Origin of the sequence: Streptomyces sp. MZ04 (assembly GCF_004684775.1) — a bacterium.
Lineage (GTDB): Bacteria > Actinomycetota > Actinomycetes > Streptomycetales > Streptomycetaceae > Streptomyces.
In genome coordinates, this window is record NZ_SRIC01000007.1 from 1 (window position 1) to 17,876 (window position 17,876).

At 71.1% G+C, this 17,876-nt stretch carries 18 protein-coding genes and 5 pseudogenes; 8 read left to right on the forward strand and 15 right to left on the reverse strand.

Annotated features, from left to right (window positions below):
* A partial coding sequence (locus E2651_RS03110; protein WP_135329398.1) for a TerD family protein occupies positions 1-634 on the forward strand: 634 nt, incomplete at its 5' end.
* 84 nt (positions 635-718) lie between these two features.
* Here E2651_RS03110 and E2651_RS03115 read toward each other — a convergent pair.
* Together E2651_RS03115 and E2651_RS03120 are read right to left on the reverse strand one after the other, a co-directional pair.
* Positions 719-946, reverse strand: coding sequence for a CarD family transcriptional regulator (locus tag E2651_RS03115; protein ID WP_135329399.1), 228 nt, complete (start codon positions 944-946; stop codon positions 719-721).
* A gap of 235 nt (positions 947-1,181) precedes the next feature.
* Positions 1,182-1,412: pseudogene (locus E2651_RS03120) on the reverse strand (TROVE domain-containing protein); the annotation flags it as partial.
* 16 nt (positions 1,413-1,428) lie between these two features.
* Here E2651_RS03120 and E2651_RS03125 point away from each other — a divergent pair.
* Positions 1,429-1,863: a PQQ-binding-like beta-propeller repeat protein gene (locus E2651_RS03125; RefSeq protein ID WP_167828677.1), complete on the forward strand. Its 435-nt coding sequence runs from the start codon at positions 1,429-1,431 to the stop codon at positions 1,861-1,863.
* On the opposite strand, the gene E2651_RS03130 is transcribed toward E2651_RS03125, so the two are convergent.
* Positions 1,860-3,308, reverse strand: coding sequence for an alkaline phosphatase PhoX (locus tag E2651_RS03130; RefSeq protein ID WP_135329401.1), 1,449 nt, complete (start codon positions 3,306-3,308; stop codon positions 1,860-1,862). The two genes, E2651_RS03125 and E2651_RS03130, sit on opposite strands and share 4 nt — an antisense overlap.
* Positions 3,309-3,475: 167 nt before the next feature.
* Between E2651_RS03130 and E2651_RS03135 the strand changes: the two are divergent.
* From E2651_RS03135 to E2651_RS03150, 4 genes and pseudogenes are all read left to right on the forward strand, one after another.
* Positions 3,476-3,882, forward strand: a pseudogene (locus tag E2651_RS03135) (SDR family oxidoreductase); the annotation flags it as partial.
* Between the two features lie 192 nt (positions 3,883-4,074).
* Entirely contained in the window at positions 4,075-4,302 is a 228-nt protein-coding gene (locus E2651_RS03140) for a hypothetical protein (RefSeq protein ID WP_245238535.1), read from the forward strand.
* Between the two features lie 79 nt (positions 4,303-4,381).
* Complete coding sequence (locus E2651_RS03145) at positions 4,382-5,539, forward strand: S1 family peptidase (protein WP_245238536.1); 1,158 nt, start codon at positions 4,382-4,384, stop codon at positions 5,537-5,539.
* 28 nt (positions 5,540-5,567) lie between these two features.
* Positions 5,568-6,014 carry a hypothetical protein gene (locus tag E2651_RS03150; RefSeq protein WP_135329402.1) on the forward strand — a complete coding sequence of 149 codons (447 nt, stop codon included), beginning with the start codon at positions 5,568-5,570 and terminating at the stop codon, positions 6,012-6,014.
* A gap of 84 nt (positions 6,015-6,098) precedes the next feature.
* Here the strand turns inward: E2651_RS03150 and E2651_RS03155 are convergent, their stop codons facing one another.
* Positions 6,099-7,559 (reverse strand): hypothetical protein, encoded by a 1,461-nt coding sequence (locus E2651_RS03155; protein ID WP_135329403.1) that lies wholly within the window; start codon positions 7,557-7,559, stop codon positions 6,099-6,101.
* A 230-nt stretch (positions 7,560-7,789) separates the two neighbouring features.
* Here E2651_RS03155 and E2651_RS03160 point away from each other — a divergent pair, with 230 nt between their 5' ends.
* Positions 7,790-9,652: an endonuclease/exonuclease/phosphatase family protein gene (locus tag E2651_RS03160; RefSeq protein WP_135329404.1), complete on the forward strand. Its 1,863-nt coding sequence runs from the start codon at positions 7,790-7,792 to the stop codon at positions 9,650-9,652.
* A gap of 30 nt (positions 9,653-9,682) precedes the next feature.
* On the opposite strand, the gene E2651_RS03165 is transcribed toward E2651_RS03160, so the two are convergent.
* The 5 genes and pseudogenes from E2651_RS03165 to E2651_RS43670 form a co-directional block, all read right to left on the reverse strand.
* Positions 9,683-10,426, reverse strand: coding sequence for an SRPBCC domain-containing protein (locus tag E2651_RS03165; protein ID WP_135329405.1), 744 nt, complete (start codon positions 10,424-10,426; stop codon positions 9,683-9,685).
* A 79-nt stretch (positions 10,427-10,505) separates the two neighbouring features.
* The gene (locus E2651_RS03170; protein ID WP_135329406.1) at positions 10,506-11,297 is read right to left on the reverse strand and encodes an SGNH/GDSL hydrolase family protein; all 792 of its coding nucleotides are present in this window, start codon (positions 11,295-11,297) and stop codon (positions 10,506-10,508) included.
* 66 nt (positions 11,298-11,363) lie between these two features.
* Positions 11,364-12,146, reverse strand: coding sequence for a glucose 1-dehydrogenase (locus E2651_RS03175; RefSeq protein ID WP_135329407.1), 783 nt, complete (start codon positions 12,144-12,146; stop codon positions 11,364-11,366).
* Between the two features lie 82 nt (positions 12,147-12,228).
* A pseudogene (locus tag E2651_RS03180) lies at positions 12,229-12,476 on the reverse strand (hypothetical protein); the annotation flags it as partial.
* Positions 12,473-12,619 carry a hypothetical protein gene (locus E2651_RS43670; RefSeq protein WP_167828679.1) on the reverse strand — a complete coding sequence of 49 codons (147 nt, stop codon included), beginning with the start codon at positions 12,617-12,619 and terminating at the stop codon, positions 12,473-12,475. The gene E2651_RS43670 and the pseudogene E2651_RS03180, both read right to left, overlap by 4 nt.
* A 193-nt stretch (positions 12,620-12,812) precedes the next feature.
* Between E2651_RS43670 and dapA the strand changes: the two are divergent.
* A pseudogene (gene dapA / locus E2651_RS03185) lies at positions 12,813-13,700 on the forward strand (4-hydroxy-tetrahydrodipicolinate synthase); the annotation flags it as partial.
* A gap of 9 nt (positions 13,701-13,709) precedes the next feature.
* Here the strand turns inward: dapA and E2651_RS03190 are convergent.
* From E2651_RS03190 to E2651_RS03215, 6 genes and pseudogenes are all read right to left on the reverse strand, one after another.
* On the reverse strand, positions 13,710-14,294 hold the full coding sequence (locus E2651_RS03190; RefSeq protein ID WP_135329408.1) for a hypothetical protein: 585 nt from the start codon (positions 14,292-14,294) through the stop codon (positions 13,710-13,712).
* Positions 14,285-14,440: pseudogene (locus tag E2651_RS45030) on the reverse strand (SigE family RNA polymerase sigma factor); the annotation flags it as partial. The gene E2651_RS03190 and the pseudogene E2651_RS45030, both read right to left, overlap by 10 nt.
* A gap of 169 nt (positions 14,441-14,609) precedes the next feature.
* Positions 14,610-15,599 carry a 2,3,4,5-tetrahydropyridine-2,6-dicarboxylate N-succinyltransferase gene (dapD, locus tag E2651_RS03200; RefSeq protein WP_135329409.1) on the reverse strand — a complete coding sequence of 330 codons (990 nt, stop codon included), beginning with the start codon at positions 15,597-15,599 and terminating at the stop codon, positions 14,610-14,612.
* 9 nt (positions 15,600-15,608) lie between these two features.
* Complete coding sequence (locus tag E2651_RS03205) at positions 15,609-16,865, reverse strand: MFS transporter (RefSeq protein WP_135329410.1); 1,257 nt, start codon at positions 16,863-16,865, stop codon at positions 15,609-15,611.
* Positions 16,866-16,980: 115 nt separating this feature from the next.
* On the reverse strand, positions 16,981-17,532 hold the full coding sequence (locus E2651_RS03210; protein WP_135329411.1) for a TetR family transcriptional regulator: 552 nt from the start codon (positions 17,530-17,532) through the stop codon (positions 16,981-16,983).
* Positions 17,532-17,852 (reverse strand): multidrug efflux SMR transporter, encoded by a 321-nt coding sequence (locus E2651_RS03215; RefSeq protein WP_135329412.1) that lies wholly within the window; start codon positions 17,850-17,852, stop codon positions 17,532-17,534. Before E2651_RS03215 ends, E2651_RS03210 begins: the two co-directional genes overlap by 1 nt.
* Positions 17,853-17,876 lie beyond the last annotated feature (24 nt).

Consider the following 17,876-nt stretch of genomic DNA (forward strand, 5'->3'; position numbering starts at 1 on the left):
CGTCGCCGCCCCGGCCGCGCCCGCCGCGGCACCCGCGGCCCCCGCGCCCGGCGCCGGGAAGATCAACCTGGACAAGGGCCGCGTCAGCCTCCAGAAGAACCAGACGGTGTCCCTGGTCAAGGGCGGCAAGCCACTGCTCTCGCAGGTCAAGATGGGCCTCGGCTGGGAGCCCGCGTACGGCGGCAAGGACATCGACCTGGACGCCTCGGTCATCGCCTACGGCCCGCAGCGCAACCACGTGGACAGCTGCTACTTCGGCAAGCTGTCGATCGTGAACGGAGCGATCAAGCACTCCGGCGACAACCTCACGGGCGAGGGCGGCGGTGACGACGAGGTGATCGTCGTCGACCTCGGCCGGCTGCCGCAGGACGTGACGGGTCTCGTCTTCACGGTGAACTCGTTCTCCGGCCAGAAGTTCACGCAGGTCGCCAAGGCCTACTGCCGCCTCCTGGACGCCGCGACGGGCGAGGAGCTGGTCCGCTTCGACCTCACCAACGCCGAGGCGCAGACGGGCGTGATGATGGCCAAGCTGATCAAGCAGTTCACCGGCGAGTGGGAGATGACCGCCATGGGTGACTTCGTGAAGTCACGCACCGTGCGCGGCATGGTGAAGCCGGCGGCGCAGGCGCTGTAGCCGCCGAGGGAATGCGCAGGGGCGGCCGCCGGGAGGATCGACTCCTCCTGGCGGCCGCCCCTTTGTCGTACGCAGATCAGTGGATCAGAGCTTGGCCAGCTTCGGGTACGGGCTCAGGAACCTTCCCTGGCGGCCCGCGAAGTCGATGACCACCGCTTCCTCGCCTTCGACTCCGACGATCCGTCCGAGTCCGTACTGGTCGTGCGAGACCCGGTCGCCCACGGCGAACTGCTCGATGGGCGGTGCGGGCGGCGGCGGAACGTTGAAGGGACTGTTCGGCAGGTGGCGTCGGGTACCGGGGGGCCTCGTCATGTCCTGAGTATGCGCCCCCGGGAGCCCACCGCACCATGCTCCGAGCTCACACGGTCCTCACATCGGCATCAAACCGACACACAAACACGGCTTCCCCGTAGCGGTCCGTAGCCACTCCGTCGCACCACGCGCACATTTGTGCCCCACGGGACTCCGTCAACGCCGATTTATCCGTTCAGGAACCCCCGTCACATCCGTCGGGGAAATTCCGGCAGATCGGTGAGGGGCCGCCACCTCACTTCATCCAGGGCCAGTCGCTCGAAGCCCCCTGCTCGAGCAGCTGCACCATCCGGAAGGCCGCGTCCGAGAGCCCGCCGAACACATGGCGGTTGCCCGTGCCGGACGCGCCGTGGCCCGCGCGGTAGCCCGCCAGGTTCCACGTGTAGACCGGGACGTTCGCCGGAACCTGCTCGGTCGGGTCGCCGTGGTAGTTGTACGCCGCCTGCTCGTCGGTGACGATCAGGACCGCAACCGGGCTCCTGTTGGCCGGCGGCGCGGGGCAGCTCATCGGCTTCGGCCCGGCGGACGGCGAGCAGCGCTGGCACTTCCCCACCGCCGGGCTCGGCGCGAGCTGGCGGCGGCTGCCCGGCGGTGGGCACGGCCCCGTCACCGCCGACGGCGTCCTGCTGCACTGGACCAACGAGAAGACCCTGCAGGCCATCGACCTCGGCAGCGGCAAGAGCCTGTGGCTCGAGACGTTCGGCGCGACCGCGACGCTCCCCCCAGCCGTCGCGGACGGCACCGTGTACGCCACCGCGGGCGGCGTCTGCAAGGCGCTGACCCTGCGCGGCGGCAAACGGATCGCGCAGTGGCCGGTCGACGGCGAGATCACCGACCTCGCCGCCGACTCGTCCGGCTGGTACGCGCGCGTCGAGAACGACTCCGTGCGCGCGGTCAACGCCCCCGGCGGGGCCTAGCCGCGCTGCCTCCGCCACGGCCCCGTGATCGCCAGCATGATGCCCGGCGTCTGGATGTTGGCGTAGAGCGTCTTGCCGTCGGGCGAGAACGTGACGCCGGTGAACTCGCTGTAGGAGGGCTTCTCTGGCGTGCCCGCGTTGAGTTCGTTGCGTGCGATCGGGTACGTGCGGCCGCGCTCGGTCGCGCCGAAGAGGTGCTGGATGCCGTCGCCGTCCTCGGCGATGACCAGGCCGCCGTACGGGGAGACGGTGATGTTGTCCGGGCCGTCGAAGGCGCCGTCCTTGGCGGGGTCCTGGTTGACGCCGAGGAGGACCTTCAGGGTCAGGGTGCGGCGGGCCGGGTGGTAGAACCACACCTGTCCGTCGTGCTGGACGGGGCTCTCGTCACGGGCGAACGACGCGACGATGTAGACGCCGCCGTCGCCCCACCACATGCCTTCGAGCTTGCGGGCACGCGTGATGTCGCCGTCGTCGAACTGCTCGCGCACCGGGACCGTGCGGGCGTCACGGTCCGGGACCTCGACCCAGTCCACCCCGTACACCGTGCCGATCTTCGTCGCGCGGGACAGGTCGTCCACGAAGCGGCCGCCGGAGTCGTAGCACTTGGGGGCCTTCAGTACGCCGGCGTCGTCGGCGAGGGCGCGCAGCTTGCCGCGGCCGTGCTCGAAGCCGTGCGGCGGGGTCCAGCGATAGAGGAGGCCGTTGGGTCCGGATGCGTCCTCGGTGAGGTAGAGGTGGCCGCGCTTGGGGTCGACGACGACGGCCTCGTGGGCGTAGCGGCCGAGCGCCTTGATCGGCTTGGGGGCCTGGTTGGCGCGCTTGTCGAGGGGGTCGACCTCGAAGACGTAGCCGTGGTCCTTGGTCATGCCGTTCTCGCCGGCCCGGTCCTCGGTCTCCTCGCCGGTCAGCCAGGTGCCCCAAGGGGTGCTGCCGCCCGCACAGTTGGTGGCGGTGCCCGCGATGCCGACCCATTCGGCGACCTGTCCGTCGCGGCGGACCTCGACGACGGTGCAGCCGCCGGACGCGGCCGGGTCGTAGACGAGGCCCTCGGTGAGCGGGACCGGGTGCTTCCACTTGGAGCGGGGGCCGCCCAGCTCGTGGTTGTTGACGAGCAGGGTCACACCGCGCGGGCCCTCGAAGGTGGCCGTGCCGTCGTGGTTGGAGGGCGTGAACTCGCCGGACTCCAGCTTCGTCTTGCCGCTGTAGGTGAGGACGCGGTACGAGAATCCGGCGGGCAGCGCCAGCAGGCCCTTCGGGTCGGGGACGAGCGGGCCGTAGCCGGGGGCGCCGTACGTCGCGTCGGCGTCTTCCGCTTCGGCGCCTTCCGTCTCGGTGGCGGCGAGCGCACCGGGTGCGGTGGCGAGCGCGCCGACGCTGCCGGCCAGCGCGACCCCGGCGCCGGTGATCGCGGAGCGTCTGGCGAAGTCCCTGCGGGTGAGCGACATGATCTCTCCAAAGGCGCGTACGGGCGGACTGCGGACGGGGTGCGTGGGGGCGGTGCGTGGGGCTCGGTCGCAGGCGGCGAGGATCGGCCGGGCTGCTGTCGGCGTCACGTTCCCGCTCGCGTATAAACGGCGGTTGAACACCGTCCGACGTCAAGGGGCTTCCTTCCATGAACCTGCCGGCCACCGGCCGCCGTGTCCTGATCAGCGGAGCCTCCCGAGGCCTGGGGAGAGCCCTCGCGCAGGCCTTCGCGGAGAACGGGGACCGGGTCGCGGTGCACTACGGCTCGCGCGAGGAGGAGGCGCGCGCGACCCTCGACTCGCTGAACATCGGCTCGCGCGGCGCCTTCCGCGGAGAGCCGGATCATCCTGCCTATGGGGCGACGAAGGCCGCCGTGCACGCGCTCGGCCAGTCCCTCGCGGTGTCGCTCGCGCCGTACAAGATCGCGGTGGCCTCGGTCGTGCCCGGCTTCTTCGAGACAGGGGCCCCTGCTCCTTAAGAGCTTGGGGGAGGGTGGCGCACCGGCTCAGCGGGGAGGAGGGTGCGGCGATCCGTGCGCAGAGCCCGTTCGGGCGTCCGCGTACGTGAACATCCGCGTACCTGAACGTCCGCGCACCCGAACGAGTGGTGGGAAGAATCTTCGTAAAGAAGGTCAACAGGCACGGATCACCCGTAAAGCCAAGATTTCGTGCGGTACGCCTTGACCCGCGATCCGCACGGCAATAGACATCCCCCTACCTGCATCACCCGTTGGGGGAGGCGAGCCGCGTGGACGCACAGCAGGCACGCAGCCTCCATGAGGACCGGCTGATGAAGCTGGCCAATGTCACCGGCGTCGGCATCGGTAAGGACGAGTACTCGGGGGCGGACGTGATCGTCGTGTTCGTCACCCGCACAGTGCCCCGTGACCGGCTCCGTGACGAAGACGTGATTCCGGATCTGCTCGAAGGCGTCCCCGTACGCGTGCTCGCCATCGGCGAGACCGCGGCGCAGTAGGACGAGGCGCAGGTAGGACGACTGCGGAAGCGGCCCGGAACTCCACCCTTCAACCAAGGGGAAGAGGTGGCCTGGCGTGGTGAGCCAGCCCGAATTGATGCGAGGACCCACCGGCGGTCAGCTCAGTGACAGCTCACGTCAGCAGGCGAAAGGGGACTTCCTGGGCCCCCAGACGTCGCTGGCCAACGTCGTCGGCTTCGGCCACGGCGTGAAGTGGACCGAGGGAGAGCCCACCGGCGAACCCGCGGTCATCGTGTTCGTGACCCAGAAGGTCCCGGAGTCCATGCTCCCGGAGCGGGACGTCATCCCGCCCCAGATGGACGACGGCACCCCCACCGACGTCGTCGCCGTCGGGCATGTCGCCGCCCAGCGGCAGCAGCGAAAGACAGGCCGCGGCGAGGACCGCGCCTCGGTGACGTACGGCCCCGACGGCGGAGTGAGCGAGCAGCTCGCGGGCCTCTCGCAGCCCATGCTGGAAGAGCTCGGCGGGCTCGGCGCGTTCGAGCCGCAGCTCCTCAGGCGCCGGATGCGCCCGTGCCCCTCCGGCTTCTCGGTCGGCAACGTCCGCGTGACGGCCGGCACGCTCGGCAGCGTGGTCTACGACTTCCTGCCCGGCGCCTCCGTCGACCCGCCGGGCTCCGGCCTCGGCGTACCGGCGAAGTTCTACATCCTGTCCAACAACCACGTGCTCGCCGACTCCAACCGCGCCCAGCTGGGCAGCGCGATCGTGCAGCCGGGCATCTTCGACGGCGGCCAGGACCCTGCCGACCGCATCGCGACGCTGGAGCGCTTCATCACGATCCAGTTCGCCCCGCAGATTCCGCTGGAGCGCCACAACAACGTCGTGGACGCGGCGCTCGGCACCGTCGAATTCCAGGACGCGACCCGTGAGACGTACTTCAGCGGTGCGCCGCGCGCCTGGCGCCGCAAGGCGAACGTCGCGGTCGGCGACCTGGTGAAGAAGACCGGCCGCACCACCAACATCTCCTTCGGCCGGATCATCGCCGTCGACGCGACCATCGACGTCAACTACGGCACGGCGGGCACGGCCCGCTTCAAGGACCAGATCCTCACGACGAACATCTCGGCGGGCGGCGACTCAGGGTCCCTGGTGACCTCGCTCGATGACGTCGCGCTCGGCCTGCTGTTCGCGGGTTCCTCGACCGTGACCGTCCTCAACCACATCGAGAACGTCCGCGCGCTGCTGCGGGTCGAGGTCTCCGAGCAACTGGCCTGACCGGTCGCACCACGAGAGGAGGGCTTCCATGACCACTCAGGCACGTAAGCAGAAGGGCCGGGCCCGCGCGGAGCACCGCTTCCACAATCCGCAGGGCGCCGAGGTCAAGACGCGCGACGAGGCGTTCGCCTCGACCCAGGAGGTGTCCGCCGAGGCGGTCTCCACCGCCTGCAAGCTGGAGCTGCACAACGGCGCCATCACCTTCGCCATCGAGGTGAAGTACAACCCGAACACCTACCCGTACGTGGTGACGGGCGGCCAGATCACCGCGGGCATCTGCGGTGCGCCGTGGGACATCACGGGCGGGCAGATCGGCGACACCATCCGCCTGGACGCCAAGCGCGCGGGCCAGGGATCGTGCGCGAACACGATCACGATCGTCGGCGAGTACCAGAACCCTCCGGCGTACCGGGGGACGTACGGCTTCGACGGTGCGACGTCGTCGTTCAAGCACACGACGCTGTATCAGTGCTGAGCTGAACCGGCATCAGTGCTGAGCTGAGCCGGATGCGGGCCGGGCTGAAAAATTCAGCCCGGCCCGCGTTTACGGGAGTGGGGATCAAATCCCTTGCTGCGAACGGGCCTTGAAGGCCGCCTTCCGTGCTTCCTTCGCCACCTTCTTGTCGGGGTGCAGCCGCCCCATCGCCTCGAGGACATCCGCGGTGGCCGGGTGCTCGACCCGCCACGCCGCCGCGAAGAACCCGCTGTGCTGCTCGGAGAGCCCCTCGACCAGGCCCTGCAGCTCGTCCGAGTTGCCCTCGGCGGCGAGCTGCGCGGCGATCGTGTCGATGGTCAGCCAGAACACCATCGCCTCGGACGGCGCGGGCACGTCCGCGGCCCCGTGCTCGGCCAGCCACACCCGCGCGAGCCCGCCGAGCTCCGCGTCGTCGAGCACGTCCCGCAGAGCGGCCTCCGCCTCCACGCCCACCAGCGAGAGCGCCTGCTGGCACCGCAGCCTGCGGAGCGGCGCCCCCTCGTCGCCGCCGCGTGCCGCGGCCAGCAACTCCCGTGCCGCGTCCAGGGGTTCGTGCCGGGCGAGCCACAGCTCGATCTCGGCCTGCGCGGCCGCCTGCGGGAAACCGGCCGTCCCGTCGAGCAGCGTGTCGGCGCCCTTGTCCGCGAGGTCACCGACCGCGGGCGCGTCGACGCCGGCCTCCAGCATCCGCGCCCGCACGCCGTACAGGCCGAGCGGCGTAAGGCGGACGAGTCCGTACCGGGACACGTCCTCGTCGTCCTCCGGCAGCGGCGCCTCCGCCTCGTCGATGTCGACCATCAGGGCCTCGTCGACCGGCTGGTACTCGACGAGGCCCAGCGGCTCGAAGAGCCGGAACTGGTCGTCGAGCTTCATCATCGCGTCCGACACCTGTTCCAGGACGTCGTCCGTGGGCTCGCCCATGTCGTCGGGGACGATCATCGAGGCGGCGAGCGCGGGCAGCGGCACCGGTCCTTCGCTCCCGGCGGCGTCGCTGACGGTCAGCAGATACAGGTTGCCGAGCACACCGTCGAGGAAGTCCGCCTCGGCCTGCGGGTCCCAGCCGAGCTCGTCGAAGTCGACCTCGCCGTTCTCCTCGAGGACGTCGAGGAGGTTGTCCATGTCGGGCACGGTCGCGTCCGCGTACACCGTGTCCAGTGCGCCGAGCCAGACGCCGAGGACGTCCTGCGGGCTGCCGGACGTGAGCGCGGCGAGGTCCTCGCCCACGGTCACCGTGCCAAGGGCGTCCTCCCCGTCCGCCTCGTCTCCGTCCGTGACCTCCACAAGGCCCGTGTCGACGGCCACGCGCCAGGCCTCGCCGGCGTACGCGGCGGAGTCCGGGTCGTCCGCGTCCAGGCCCAGCTCCGCCGCGGCGGCCGGCAGCTGCTCGTCGACGAGTTCGCCGCCGGCCCCGACCCGCGTGTCGGGGCCCGCCCAGCGGGCGAGCCGCGCGGCGCGGGACAGCAGCGGTGTGGCGAGCGCGGCCCGCGCGAGTTCCGCTTCGGGGTGCAGCAGCACCGGCGGCAGGGTGGCGGGACTTACGGACATCGGCTGGTTCTCCTCCGGGGGAAAGCAAACGGTTCGGCTGAGCAGAAGCCTAGACGGATATGGACCCATGCCGCCCGGTTCATGTCCCTGTCAGGAGAGATACACGGCGAGAACACCCGTCGAACCTTGACAACTCCCCTGGCCACACAAGAGATTGACGCGCGTAGAGCAGCGGTCGCACGCCGGTCCGGTGCTGCGTACGTTCCCCCACCCTCCCTCGGAGTCTCTCCATGCCGCACATATCCCGTGCCACCCGCCCCATCGTGAGATCCGCCGCGGTCGCCACCGTCGTCGCCACCGCGCTGGCCGCCGGTCTGCTCGCCGCGAGCTCCGCCGCCTCCGCCGACGAGGTCCGCGTCCACGACATCCAGGGCACCACCCGCCTCTCGCCCCTGAACGGACAGCAGGTCACGGACGTGACGGGCATCGTCACGGGCGTGCGCTCCTACGGCTCCAAGGGCTTCTGGATCCAGGACCCGAAGGCCGACGCGGACCCCGCGACCAGCGAGGGCGTCTTCGTCTACACAGGGTCGGCGGCCCTGACGGTGAAGACCGGCGACGCCGTCCGCGTCTCCGGCACGGTCAGCGAGTACGTTCCGGGCGGCGCCGACTCCGGCAACCAGTCGCTGACCCAGCTCACCAGGCCGACGGTGACCGTCGAGTCCTCCGGCAACGCGCTGCCCGCGCCGGTCACGGTGGACGCCAAGAAGGTGCCTTCCGTGTACGCGCCCGACGGCGACCCGGCGAACGGCTCCAGCATCAACGCGCTGCCGCTGGAGCCCCGCTCGTACGCCCTCGATCTGTACGAGTCCCTGGAGGGCATGAACGTCCGCGTCGGCACCTCGCGCGTGGTCGGCGCCACCGATCCCTACTCCGAGCTGTGGATCACCGTGAAGCCGCACGAGAACGCGGACCGGCGGGGCGGCACCGTCTACGGCTCCTACTCGGCGCAGAACACCGGCCGGCTGCAGATCCAGCAGCTCGCGCCGGTCTCCGAGCAGCCGTTCCCGAAGGCGAACGTCGGCGACGTGCTGTCCGGTGGCGCCGAAGGGCCCCTGGACTTCAACCAGTTCGGCGGCTACACGCTGACGGCGCGGACCCTCGGCAAGGTCACCGACAAGGGCCTCGAGCGGGAGAAGACCCGCCGCCAGGCCAAGAGCGAGCTCGCCGTCGCGACGTACAACGTGGAGAACCTCGACCCGACCGACCCGCAGAAGAAGTTCGACGCGCTCGCGGGTGCCGTCGTCTCGAATCTCGCCTCGCCCGACATCGTCGCCCTGGAGGAGATCCAGGACGACAACGGCGCCAAGAACGACGGGACCGTCTCCGCCGAGGCGACCCTGAAGAAGTTCACGGACGCAATCGTCGCCGCGGGCGGGCCCCGCTACGAGTGGCGGTCCATCGACCCGGAGAACAACAAGGACGGCGGGGAGCCGGGCGGCAACATCCGTCAGGTGTTCCTCTTCAACCCGGAGCGGGTGTCCTTCACCGACCGGGGCGACGGGAACGCGACGACCGCCACGGACGTCGTCGCCTCCTCCTCGGGCGGACGGGCCGAGCTGACCCTCTCACCCGGGCGCATCGACCCCGCCAACTCCGCCTGGGCGGACAGCCGCAAGCCGCTGGCCGGCGAGTTCGGCTTCCGGGGGCGGACCGTGTTCGTGGTCGCCAATCACTTCGGCTCGAAGGGCGGCGACGAGGGTCTCACCTCGCACCACCAGCCGCCGGTGCGCTCGTCCGAGAAGAAGCGGGTGCGGCAGGCCGAGGCCGTGAACTCCTTCGTGCGGGACGTACGGAAGGTGCACAAGAGCGCGGACGTGGTCGTCCTCGGCGATGTGAACGACTTCGAGTTCTCCGCGACGACGAAGGCGCTGGAGGCGGGCAGCGCGCTGAAGTCCGCCGTCAAGTCCCTTCCCCGGTCCGAGCGTTACTCGTACGTCTACCAGGGCAACTCCCAGGTCCTCGATCAGATCCTGACCAGCCCCGGGGTGGGGGGTGCCGGGGACTTCTCGTACGACAGCGTGCACATCAACGCGGAGTTCGCCGAGCAGAACAGCGATCACGACCCGCAGGTGCTGAGGTTCCGCCCGTAGTGCCCTGGGGCGTGACCCATCGGACAGGCCCTAGGCGTACAGCCTGTCGAGCCAGTCCCGCCAGGCCAGTTCGGTGCCCTTGGGGTCGGCGTGCGGCGCGAAGTCGTGGACGCTGATGGCCACGGGGGCGCCGAAGCGGTTGCGGCCGAAGAAGCGGTACAGCGCGGAGTCCGTGCGCAGGCCGATGAAGTGGGGCGTCCGGAAGTCCACCACCGCGTCCAGCGGACCGCCGGGGGCGTCCACCCGTACACGGGCGCCTTCCCGGGCGTCGTCGGGCAGGCCCAGGTGGCGGCCGAGCCCGCCGAACGCGTCCGGGGCCGTGGCGGCCGGCGGGCCCTCCAGGGTGGTGAAGGTGGCGGGGCGGCCCGTGAAGTGGGTCAGGTACTGGCGCAGGGTGTGCAGGTAGAAGTCGGTGTGTTTGCTCGCCCCGTCGTACTGGTTGGCCCAGTCGTCGGTGAAGACACCGCTGTGTACGTAGCGGACCCAGGAGCGGCGGCCGCCGTCGCGGGGCTCGATGATGTGGTCGAGCTGGTTGAGGACCTGGCCGTCCGGCAGGCCTTCCGGGTCCTCCACCCGTCCGGTGAGGCGGTGCGGCGGATCCCAGCGGGTGACGGTGCCGCCGAAGGGGGCGGCACCGCCTTCGCGCGGTTCGTACCGCATGGGCCACAGCCAGCCGCCGGTGCCGGTGGTGAGCGCGTCCCAGACCTCCACGGGCGAGGCATCGACCTCGAACTCCCGCGCGATCTCGAACTCCTTGCCCGTGCTGGTCGTCATGCCGACTCCCTCGTGATGGTGGTTTCGAGGTGGTTCCCGCCCCGGCCACGGGACGGGTTCCCGCCCCGGCCACGGGACTTCACGGCGCCCGCTCGGACATCACCACCGGCCCAAGAGTCGGCCGCTTGGCCTCCCGTCCGTCCCCCGACGACCGCCCCCGCAGCCGCCGCCAGGCCCACGGCCCCATGAACCCCGCGAGCCACCGCGCCTCCACCACCGCCGCCCGCAGCGGCGACACCGGCGGGGGCGGCGGCAGCAGCGGTCGCAGCCAGTCCTCGTGGCCCGGGATGCCGAGCGCGTCGGCCATGCCGGCGGCGATCCGCGCATGCCCCACGGGACTGGCGTGCATACGGTCGGCGCACCACAGCCGGGGGTCGGTGGTGACCCGGTGCGGGAAGGTGTCGAGGACGACGACGCCATGGCGGTCCGCGGCCGCCCTGATCCGGGCGTTCAGGTCGAGGACCCGCGGCATCGCCCGGCGCGCGAGCGGCGAGATCCGCCCGATGTCCGGGAACGTCACCGTGGCCACCCGCGCTCCCGCCGCGGTCAGCTCGGTGAACATGTCCTCGATGTCGCGGGCCACCCGCGCCGCGTCGAAACCGGGCCGCACCAGGTCGTTCATGCCCGCCATGACCGTGACCAGGTCCGGCTTCAGGGCCAGCGCGGGCGCCAGCTGCTCCGCCTTGATGCCCGCGGTCAGCCGGCCCCGCACGGCGAGGTTGGCGTACCCGATGTCCGGGTTGCCCTCGGCGAGCAGCTCGGCGAGGCGGTCGGCCCAGCCGCGGTAGCCGTGGGTCTCGTCGCCGTCTCCGATCCCCTCCGTCTGGCTGTCGCCCATCGCGACATAACGCGCGTATGGATGTGTGCTCATGGCCTGAGCCTCCTCTGGCGGCCCGGGGTCGTCAACGCGGACGCGGGGGCGGCCCGTCGGGGCGGGTCACAGAAGGTGGCCGCCGCCGTCCACCAACAGGACCTCGCCGGTGATGTACGAGGCGTTGGCCAGGTCGAAGACGGCCTCCGCGATGTCCTGCGGCCTGCCCACGCGGCGCAGCGGCAGCCGGGCCGCCGTCTCCTCCATCGCGGACTCGATGCCCTCGACCCCGTCGAACCACGGGGTGTCGATCATTCCGGGCGCGACCGCGTTGACCCGCACGTCCGGGCCCAGGGTCTTGGCCAGGAGCTTCGTCATGTGGTTCACGGCGGCCTTGCTGACCGAGTACGGGATCGAGCTGCCGCCGGGGCGGACACCCGCCTGCGAGGAGATCGTGACGACGCTGCCCGCGCCGCTCGCCCGCAGATGCGGGACGGCGGCCGTGATCGTCTGCCATACGCCGATGACGTTGATGTCGTAGAGCTCGCGCCAGACCTGGGGGTTCGCGGACTCGAAGTCGTCGTGGGCGATGAACCGCGTCGCGCCCGCGCAGTTGACGAGGATGTCCAGGCGTCCGTAGGTGTCGACCGCCGTCCGGACCAGGCGTACGGCGTCGGCCTCGTCGGCGACGTTCGCCCGGACGTAGACGGCCTCGGGGAGTTCGGCGGCCAGCTTCTCGCCGGCCTCGACCGAGTTGGCGGAGTTGACCACGACGCGGATGCCCGCCGCGGCGAGGCGGCGGGCCACCTCGGCGCCGATCCCCGATGACGAGCCCGTCACCAGGGCGACGCGCTCGTCCTGTGCTTGCGTTTCCCGTGCCTGCGTTCGATTGTCGTTGTTGTTGCTCATCAAGCCTCATGTCTTGTCATGTCGGCCTGTCACGCCCCGCGCCGATCATGCCAGACGGCGCGCGGCTAGTTCCGTTCGTCCCCTGCCAGCCGGGCCTGCCCCACCCGGCGTCCACAAGCAGCGAGGCCCGCGCCCCGCAGCCGCACGGCCGCACCGTCGCCGTACGCACCCGCGCAGTGTGCCTCGTCGAGCACGGCGTAGGGCAGGGCGGCGCCCAGGGAGACACCGGTGAACCCGGCCCGGGTGCCGTCCTGGGACAGCACCCGGGTGGGCGATCTTGTATCCGGTCGGCGGCTCCTTCGGTCGTTCCTCGGGGAGCCGCAGCCTCATCGGGTAGCCGGCACCTCGACCGCCTCCTGGACCTCTTCGACCCGATCGGGATCGAGCACCGCGTCCTCGATCCGCTCTTCGGTCCGCTCTTGGGCCGGCTGCTCATCGGCGATACCGGTGGCGAGTGCCTTGCCCAGCCTCATGACGCCTCCTGTGCCCGGCCCTGCGGCCGTCCGTCGACTACCGTCCCGCCATGGTGGCCCATACAGGGGCGAGTTGGCACTAGTGCCCGCCGGGTTCAGCGTCCACCACGTAGTCCACCTCGTAGCGTTCCTGCCCCCTATCTCGTAGCAGAATTAAGTGGAGCTTCACGGCCGGCATACCGACACTGCCCCTATGACCTCACCCTCATCGGCTCCTGTCCTCGGCCGCGCGCTCTGCGCGATGGTCACGCCCTTCACGGACGACGGTCTGCTCGACCTCGACGGCGCGCAGCGGCTCGCCAGGCGTCTGGTGGACGCCGGCTGCGACGGGCTCGTGCTCTCCGGCACCACCGGCGAGTCGCCCACCACATCCGACGCCGAGAAGTCCGCCCTTGTACGGGCCGTCGCCGAGGCCGTCGGCGACCGGGCCACGGTCGTCGCGGGGGTCGGCAGCTTCGCCACACGGCACACCGTCGAGCTGGCGCTGCAGGCCGAAAAGGCGGGCGCGGACGGCCTGTTGGTGGTCACGCCGTACTACAGCAAGCCGCCGCAGGACGCCGTCGAGGCGCACTTCCGCGAGGTCGCCGACGCCTCGGGCCTGCCGCTCGCGCTGTACGACATTCCGGGCCGCACCGGAACGCGGATCGAGCCGGAGACGATGCTGCGACTCGCCGAGCATCCCCGGATCGTCGCCGTGAAGGACTGCGCGTACGACCTGATGGGCACCCAGAAGGTGCTCGCGCGCACGGACTTGGCGTACTACACGGGCTGCGACGAGTACATCCTCGCGATGTACGCGATCGGCGGCGCCGGATACATCAGCACGGTGGCCAACGCCGTGCCGCGCCAACTCCGGGCGATCATCGACGCGTTCGACGCCGGAAACACTGCGGAGGCTGCGCGCCTCCAGCAACGGGCCATGGCACTCATCGAGTTGATGATGGGCGCGGGCCTGCCCGGCACCGTCACGTCCAAGGCGCTGCTCGGCGAGCTCGGCCTTCCCGGCGGTCCGGTGCGGGCACCGCTGTTGCCCGCCGGCCGCGAGGCGACCGACGGGCTGCTGGCTGCGTACGAGACGCTGCGGCAAGGCTCAGCGGGCGGCGAACATCGGCGACCAGCGGCCCGGATAGTCGTCCGACGCCCTGCGGAAGTCGCTGAGCGGCACGACCTTCTCGCTGCCGACGGTGACCAGCAGGAGCTGGTTGCGGAACTCGCCCTTGCCGTCGCACTTCTTCGGGTCGCAGCCCCAGGCGATGAGCCGCTTGCTGTCGGCCCAGGCGAGCTGCTGCTGCCCCGGCACCGTGGTGATCTTCTTGCCGGTCCTCGGGTCGAGGATCGGTGAGCCCTTGTCGTTGCCGTCGTCGGCAAGGAGCTTCCCGTCGGGCGAGAGCCCGGCCTCGGGCCAGCCCGCGTACCGCTCGGCTGCGGGCGCCTCGGTCTTCTTGCCGTCCAGCGTGTACCAGGCGCGGTTCTTTCCGTCGGGACCCATCGCCAGCTGTACGTAGAGCAGCTTGCCGTCATGGCTCCAGCGCAGGTCCTCGCGCGGGTTGCCCTCGAAGAAGCCGTACTTGCCGCTGCTCTTCTGCGACAGCTCACGGAAGGGTCCGAGCTTGCCGGACGAGGCGTCGACGACGAAGAATCCGGTGCGGCTGGCGTGCCGCTGGGCCGATGCCACCGGCCCACGGCCTTGACCAGCGCGTTCTGCAGCAGGTCCTCGGCGGCGTGCCGGTCGCCGCCGCTGAGCAGCACGGCGGTCCTCAGGAGTGCGGCCGACCTGTTGTCCACGAACTCCCGGAAGCTTTCCTGGCCTTCGGCATCCATCGCCACCTTCTCGTGTCCTGCGTTCCGGCGGGCCTCACTGCCCCTCTGCCTGTGATGACGCGCGCGGCGCCGCCCCGCTATGCCTCGCCTGTGTGTCTGCCCCTACATACGCGTGGGCGGCCCGCACCGGTTTCGGTGCGGGCCGCCCAGGCGGAGTGTGCGGCGTACGTCAGTTGTGGCTGTGCAGGATCTCGTTCAGGCCGCCCCACACCGCGTTGTTCGGGCGGGCCTCGACGGCGCCGGAGACCGAGTTGCGGCGGAAGAGGATGTTCGAGGCGCCGGAGAGTTCGCGGGCCTTGACGATCTGGCCGTCGGGCATGGTGACGCGGGTGCCCGCGGTGACGTACAGACCGGCCTCGACGACGCACTCGTCGCCGAGGGCGATGCCGACGCCCGCCTCGGCGCCGATCAGGCAGCGCTCGCCGATGACGATACGGACGTTGCCGCCGCCGGAGAGGGTGCCCATGGTGGAGGCGCCGCCGCCGATGTCCGAGCCGTCGCCGACGACGACACCGGCGGAGATGCGGCCCTCGACCATGGAGGTGCCGAGGGTGCCCGCGTTGAAGTTCACGAAGCCCTCGTGCATGACGGTCGTGCCCTCGGCGAGGTGCGCGCCGAGCCGGACGCGGTCGGCGTCGGCGATGCGGACGCCCTTCGGCGCGACGTAGTCCGTCATGCGCGGGAACTTGTCGATGGAGGTCACGGCGAGGTGCAGGCCCTCGGCGCGGGCGTTGAGCCGGACCTTCTCGACGTCGTCGACGGCGACCGGGCCGAGCGAGGTCCAGGCGACGTTGGCGAGCAGGCCGAAGAGGCCGTCCAGGCTCTGGCCGTGCGGCTTGACCAGGCGGTGCGAGAGCAGGTGCAGACGCAGGTACGCGTCGTGGGCGTCCAGCGGCTTCTCGTCGAGGGACGCGATGACCGTACGTACGGCGATGATCTCCACGCCACGGCGGGCGTCGGGGCCGATCGCCTTGGCGGCGCCGTCGCCGAGCAGCTCCACGGCGCGCTCGGCGGTGAGCCGCTCGGTGCCGGACGGGCCGGGCTCGGCGGTGAGCTCGGGCGCGGGGAACCAGGTGTCGAGGACGGTGCCGTCGGCGGTGACGGTGGCAAGGCCTGCGGCGACGGCGCCGGTGGTGCGGGAAGCGTTCGTGTCGGTCATGGGGGAAACCTAACCGGCGGGGCGCCGCGCGGGCGAACCGGTCTCAGTGGCCGAGCCGGGAGCGGGCCGCGGGTCGGGGCCGCCGCCCTTCTCGGCCGACGGCGATCTCGCCCCCGCGGCGAGCACGACGCCGCCCGCCACCGCCGCGAGGACCGCGCACAGCGGCCAGAGCAGCCCGGGCGCCACGGTGTAGAGCGCGCCGCCGAGCGGCGCGGCGAGCACGACTCCGCTCACCGACACACCCGAGTACAGGCTCTGGAAGCGGCCCTGCACATGGGCGGGCGACTGGTCGGCGATGTACGCCGCGGCCGGGGTCTTGTAGAGGATCTCGCCCGCGGTGAGCAGCAGCATCATGGTGACGGCGGTCCCTACTCCGGTGCCCAGCGCCAGCGCGCCGTATCCGGCGCCGACGAGCAGCAGCCCGGTGCCGATGATCCGCAGGGGCGCGCGGCCGCGCAGGGCGAGGGCGGCGGGGAGTTCGAGGAGCAGGATGGCGCCGCCGTTGATCGCGAGGAGCCAGCCGTAGACGCCGGTGTCCAGGCCGTGCCGGTCGAGGTCGACGGGGAGCGTCGAGTACTGCTGGCGGTAGACGAGGTCGGTGACCAGGATCGCGGCGAGCAGGATCAGGACGGTGGGGCGGCGGCGCAGGGCGGCGAACACTCCAGGGGCGCCAGGATCGTGGTCGGCGGCGGTGCGGGCCGCGCCGTGGGCGGGCAGCACACGCCAGGCGTACGCGGCGAAGGCGAGCGTCCCGAGGCCGTCGACGACGAAGAGCCAGCTGTAGGAGGCCTGCGCGATGAGCAGCGCGCCCAGCGGGGGCCCGACGGTGAAGCCCGCGTTGGTCGCGCACCGCATCACCGCGAAGGCCTGGCGCCGCCCGCCCTGGGGCACGGTGACCGCCAGAAGCGCGCCGTTGGCCGCGCGCACGCATCCTCCGGCGTACTGGCCGAGCAGCGGCACGACGTACAGCAGCGCGACCGGAAGCACGGGCAGCGCGAGCACGCCCGCGCCGCTGACGACCGATCCGGCTAGCAGCACCCGGCGGTGGCCGTACTTGTCGCCGAACCAGCCTCCGGTGAAGTTGCCCGCGACCATTCCGGCGCCGCCGATGCCGCTGATCAGGCCCGCCTGGGCGACGGAGAGGCCGCGCTCGTCCGTCAGATAGACGAAGAAGTAGACGAAGGTGAAGGCGACGACCATGTTGAAGAAGCCACCCGCGGCCAGCAGCCACGCGGTTCTCGGTACGTCACGCAGGCCGCGCAGCATGCCACCCCCAGCAAGCCGGTGAATTCCCCTTGGGAACTGACTATGCCAGCCGGTCGAGCCGCGCGGGATCATCCTGCGGAACCCCCCGGGGATCATCCGGCGGAACCCCGGGGGATCATCCGGCAGAACCCCGAGGGATCATCCGGCTGAACAGTTCCCGTGCGTACGGCTCGTCGTACGGATCGTCCGTGAGCAGCACCTGCAGACAGATCCCGTCCATGAGCGCGGCGAGCGCCCGCGCGGTGACGGGATCGGTGCGCTGCTCCAGGACCTCGGCGAGGCCCACGCCGCACTCGGCGGCGACGGGCCGCAGCGCGGGTTTGCGCAGGGCGGCCAGATAGAGCTCGTACTCCAGCTCCACCTCCGTGCGGTCCCCCGCGAGCCACTCCCCGAGCAGGGCGGCGAGCTCACCGGCGAGATCGGCGCGGGGGTCCTCGAAGGCGCTCCTCGCGGCGACCGCCTTGGCGAAGCCCTCGTTGGCCTGCCGCAGCGCGGCCACCATCAGCTCGTCAAGTGTCTTGAAATGATAGGTCGTCGACCCGAGCGGCACATCGGCCTCCGCGGCGACCGACCGATGGCTGAGCCCGCCGATCCCCTTCTGCCCCACCACCCGGATCGCCGCGTCGATGATCCGCTGCCGCCGCTCGGGGTCGTACCGCCGGGCCATCAGTGCGCACCGCCGATGTTGAGCACGACGACGCCCGCGATCACGAGCGCGATCCCCGAGACCTTGACCAGACTGGTCGACTCCCCCAGGAACAGCATCCCGATACCGGCGACCGCGGCGGTCCCTATCCCCGCCCAGATCGCGTACGCGGTCCCCACGGACAGCGTCTTCAACGTCTGCGCGAGCAGCGTGAACGCGATCAGATATCCGGCGACGGTGATCAGCGAAGGCCAGAGCCTGCTGAACCCTTCGCTGTACTTCATGGCCGTCGTCCCGGCCACCTCCGCCGCGATCGCCGCGGCCAGCAGTCCGTATCCCATGCGTACGAGTGTACATAACGTTGT